Source organism: Candidatus Nealsonbacteria bacterium CG07_land_8_20_14_0_80_39_13 (genome assembly GCA_002779355.1).
In the GTDB taxonomy this organism is placed as follows: Bacteria; Patescibacteriota; Minisyncoccia; order Minisyncoccales.
In genome coordinates this window covers 1-4483 of sequence record PEWS01000035.1, presented here as the reverse complement: position 1 = coordinate 4483, position 4483 = coordinate 1, and the positions used below count along the sequence as shown (strand labels likewise).

The 4483-nt window shown below is 41.5% G+C and carries 5 protein-coding genes and 1 tRNA gene; 4 read left to right on the top strand and 2 right to left on the bottom strand.

The features are described 5' to 3' along the window. Positions 1-308, top strand: a 308-nt coding sequence (locus COS96_02425; GenBank protein PIU43808.1) for a hypothetical protein, incomplete at its 5' end; no start/stop codon positions are given. Positions 309-499: 191 nt separating this feature from the next. Here the strand turns inward: COS96_02425 and COS96_02420 are convergent. Next, complete coding sequence (locus COS96_02420) at positions 500-2059, bottom strand: 2-isopropylmalate synthase (GenBank protein ID PIU43807.1); 1560 nt, start codon at positions 2057-2059, stop codon at positions 500-502. A 47-nt stretch (positions 2060-2106) separates the two neighbouring features. Beyond that, a tRNA-Phe gene (locus COS96_02415) sits at positions 2107-2180 on the bottom strand. A 121-nt stretch (positions 2181-2301) separates the two neighbouring features. Here COS96_02415 and COS96_02410 point away from each other — a divergent pair. From COS96_02410 to COS96_02400, 3 genes are read left to right on the top strand one after another with little or no spacing between them, the layout of a single operon-like run. Beyond that, positions 2302-2736, top strand: coding sequence for a hypothetical protein (locus COS96_02410; GenBank protein ID PIU43806.1), 435 nt, complete (start codon positions 2302-2304; stop codon positions 2734-2736). Beyond that, on the top strand, positions 2681-3145 hold the full coding sequence (locus COS96_02405; protein ID PIU43805.1) for a hypothetical protein: 465 nt from the start codon (positions 2681-2683) through the stop codon (positions 3143-3145). The genes COS96_02410 and COS96_02405 overlap by 56 nt, the downstream gene beginning before the upstream one ends. A gap of 51 nt (positions 3146-3196) precedes the next feature. Next, positions 3197-4309 carry a hypothetical protein gene (locus COS96_02400; protein ID PIU43804.1) on the top strand — a complete coding sequence of 371 codons (1113 nt, stop codon included), beginning with the start codon at positions 3197-3199 and terminating at the stop codon, positions 4307-4309. Positions 4310-4483 lie beyond the last annotated feature (174 nt).

The window sequence follows — 4483 nt, the reverse complement described above, 5'->3', positions numbered from 1 at the left end:
ATGTAGATAAACATATTCAGCGCGCAAGCGCAAAAGCCATATATAAATTTGTATACAGCGTTTATGGAAGACAGATAGAAAAACATTTGTATTCTAAAGCGGTAAAAAAGAAAAAAGGGCGAAAAAGAGGTGAAAATAAAGTATCAATAGATGGACGAATAACAATAGATAAAAGGCCCAAAAAAGTGGAAAAACGGCTTGAATTCGGTCATTTTGAAGTAGATTTCATTGAATCAGGCAAGGACGGCAAAGGATCTTTACTGGTATTGGTTGAGAGAAAAACAAGATACCATTTCGTGGTATTATGAGCGATATTAATAATCAACTATCAAGGTCTGAAGTTGAATGCGTTAAGTGTTCGGATTGAGGGGTAGCTGTGGGCATTTATTATTTAAAGTATTAAAGCACACCGATTTTATTTAAAATTTTGACATGGCAACAAAATACAAAAAATGAGATAACAAAAACCAACATCAGTAAATGGGATAAATAAAATTTATTATGTTAGAAATCTAATATCTTTGAAACTCAAGTTACTGTTTCCGTTGACTCTTATTATGAAGTTCAGCATCTTCTCTGTCGCGCGAACAGCCGCCATCACCTGATCCGTGTGGACTCCGAGCGTCTTGAATTTTCTTTCGCCATGCTGCCACAGTATCACGGTTTCAACGATCGCATCCGTCTCACCTCCGGGCGGGATGCGGACTTCGTAGTCAAGAAGCTTGGGTAATTTTAATTTATTTTTTTTAGCGATCTCATTCAATGCATTCATGAAAGCGTCATAGCCGCCGTCGCCTGATGCGCCTGCCTTAAATGTCTCACCCCCGTAATCAACGACAACGCTTGCGGTCGGCGTGACACCTCTTCCGGAGGCAACGAGGCAACTTTCTATTTTCAGCTTATACTCGCCCGGTTCGTCAAGAACGTCTGCAATAATAAACGGCAAATCCTCGGACGTCACGACAGCCTTCTTGTCAGCCATCTCCTTAATCTTTTTGAGAACCTTTTCCTTATGACCGGCGCTTAAAGGTATTCCGAGGCGCTCAAGGTTGTGGTCGAGGCTTGCGCCGCCGCTTAGTTTACCGAGTGCGTACTCACGTTCCCTGCCGAATCTCGAAGGCGCCAGAGGATTTGCATAAAGGTCACCCTTCTTGTCGCCGTCGGCGTGAATGCCCGCAGTCTGCGTGAAAACGCTTTTTCCGGTAATCGGCTTATTGGGGGATATTGACTTCCCGGAATAAAGGCTGACTAACTCGCTCATCCTGAACAATTTTTTCTCGTCAATTCCGGTCTTAAAATCCGTGTAATCGTGTATTACCGCAACAACCTCGTCAAGCGATGCGTTGCCTGCTCTCTCGCCAAGTGAATTTACCGTCACGTGAACGCACCTGCATCCCGCGTTAACGGCTGAAAGAGTGTTTGCCGTAGCAAGCCCGTAATCGTTGTGCGCGTGAAAATCAAAATTCTTCCCGGGAAAATGCGATGTCATAATTTCAATAAAATTTTTTGTCTTTTCAGGCGAAAGAATGCCGAGCGTGTCGGGCAGCATAATCCGGTTTATATTCATTTCACAGAGAGCTGAAGTTAATTTCAGGACATAATCCCTTGAGGTCATTATGCCGTTACTCCAGTCCTCAAGATAAACGTTCACGGTAAAACCCGTCTTTTTTGCGTAATCAACCGTCTCTTGTATGTCTGATATGTGCTCATCGGGCGTCTTTCGCAACTGAAGGGTGAGGTGCTTTAAAGAGCCTTTCGCAAGCAAATTAATTATTTTTCCGCCACATGAATTTATCCAGTCAACCGACCGGTTTTTGTCAACGAACCCGAGAACCTCGATTTTATCAAGAAAACCCTCTCTTTCAGCCCACCTGCAGATTTCGGTTATGTTTTTTTTCTCACCTTCGGAAACAAGCGCAGAGCCTGCTTCAATGATGTCAACTTTAACTTCCGTCAGAAGGCACTTTGCTATATTCAATTTCTCCCTTGCAGTAAGAGACATACCCGGCGTCTGCTCGCCATCCCGAAGCGTCGTGTCAAGAATTTTTATATTATTCATGTTATGAATTATGATTACAGAAAATTAACCCTAAAAACAGAAATAATTGCCGCCGACGTGATTTGAACACGCGACACCTCGGTCTTCAGCCGAGTGCTCTCCCAAGCTGAGCTACGGTGGCATTAAATGCATAAGTATATATTAAATTTGAGTTAAATAATATAAACCATTCACCTTTTTTAGATTAAAATATAATATTTTATTAACATATTATCTTATCATATATTATTCTAAAATACAAGATGGAAACCCAACGACAGCGTTTGACGGTAACATTAGATGACGCCATAGTGAAAAGGATTGATCTTATGGTTGACGGCATAAAAGTAAGGAACAGGTCGCATGCGATAGAAATATTGCTTTCAAACACGCTTAAAGAGAGGGGATTAAAGAAAGCGTTTATACTTGCGGGCGGTGAGGGAACGAGAATGAGACCGTTCACCTATGAGATACCTAAGCCTTTATTGCCCCTGAAGGGGATACCTATAATCGAGCACGAGATAGAGCATCTCAAGAAATTCGGTATAGGGGAAGTTATTTTAGGCTTAGGCTACGGCGCCGAGAAGATAATCGCACACTTCGCGCACGGCAGGAAAATGGGCGTTAAAATCAGATACGTCGTTGAAAAAAAAACTTGGAACGGCAGGCCCTCTTGTTCTTGCAAAAGAGTATCTTGATGAACCGTTTGTTGTGCTTAACGGTGACGTTCTTTCAAGGGTTAATTTGCATGAGATGTACGACGAACACGTATCAACGGGTGCAATTGCAACAATCGCTTTAAAGGAGGTTGAAAACCCGACTGCGTTTGGAGTTGCGAGTCTCAGGGGAAATAAAATCATCAAATTCGTTGAAAAGCCGAAGCTTGAGGACGCACCAAGCAGGCTGATCAATGCAGGTGTTTATATTCTAAGCCCTAAGATATTTGATTTCATGCCAAAGGATAAAAAGAGTATCATGATAGAAAAAGAGGTTTTCCCATACGTTGCCGAGAAATCAGGGCTTTACGGGTATGTTTATGACGGTCCGTGGTTTGACCTCGGAACACATGAAATGTATGCTGAAGCCATTAAAGAGTGGAAAGAATAAAATTGAACCGGTTATAATAATTATTATCATTATCATTATCACTTGACTAAAATGCAAAAAAATATTAAAAAAATCCCGCAAGTAAATGAAACGTTAACGTATAAATCAATAAAAGAAGCGCCTGATACGCTGAGAAAAATCATTGAGCAGGAAAACAAGATTAAGGAAATTGCAGAAAAAATTAAAATAATCGCCCCGACAAAAATTTATTTTACTGGAAGCGGAAGCTCATTCAATTCCGCGGAATACGGCGAGTCGCTGTTTCACCAGTTCATGAAAATCCCTTCAGCAGCAAAAACATCGCTTGATTATGTTTACCACACGGAACTCATAGGGCTTGATATCGTGACGATCGTCGTTTCAGTGTCAGGTAAAGGAGAAGCAACGGCTATTGCAAGAAGGGCAAAAGACAGGGGGTCATACGTCGTTGCAATAACAAACGCGCCTGAGGACTCTGATCTCGTTCGCATATCGGATACTCATTTCATAATTCCCTCTGAAAAAACAAAGTTGCACACCCACACAACCGAATACGTATCCCAGTTATTCTCAATAGCCATTCTCGTCAAGAATTTAAGCAATGATGAATCAGAAAATTTCAGTGATTTCTGTTCGGAAATTTACAAGCTCCCGGATAAAATCCTTGAATCCTTTAACGCCGAACCGCAAATCAGGGAAATATCGGAGAAAGAGAAAAACAGGGAGGTTTTCGTATTCTCAGGGAAAGGTCCGAGCAAGATTGTTGCTAACCAGACCTCACTAAAGCTTCGTGAAACCACATGGACGATAAAACACTCCGAATCAATTTCCATAGACGAGATTCCCCACGGGAGACTATTCTGCCTCGGCGATGAGAAAACAGTTTTTATTTTAATGCTGTCAGGCGACACAGCGAAAAACATAGTGGAATCAATAGGTCGTCTCATCTACAAAACCGGCGCGCACATCATAGCGATTTGCTCGGACTGCTATAAGTTTAAGGAGCAGATAAGCCTCCCGAAAACGCACGAGTACCTGTTCCCGATACTTTCGCAACCCATCGCATACCTGTGGATATGCTACATGAACTTCCTCAGGAATTTAAACATTGATGACCTGCGGAGTGTTGAAACGATTGACTTATTTTTAGAGGAAAGAGAAGATAATAAGGTCAAATCCGCGTAAACCCCTTGTCTATGAAAACTATGAATTTTAAATAAATTTATTTTATGAAGGGAGAAAGCGAGGAAGGGGGGAAATTTTTGATATAATTCGCTGTTTTTTAGCCAATTCCCGTATTGCTTTATTAAAACCCAACCTGGTCTATTTTAAGTAATAGGTTACATCTTCTTGAAATTT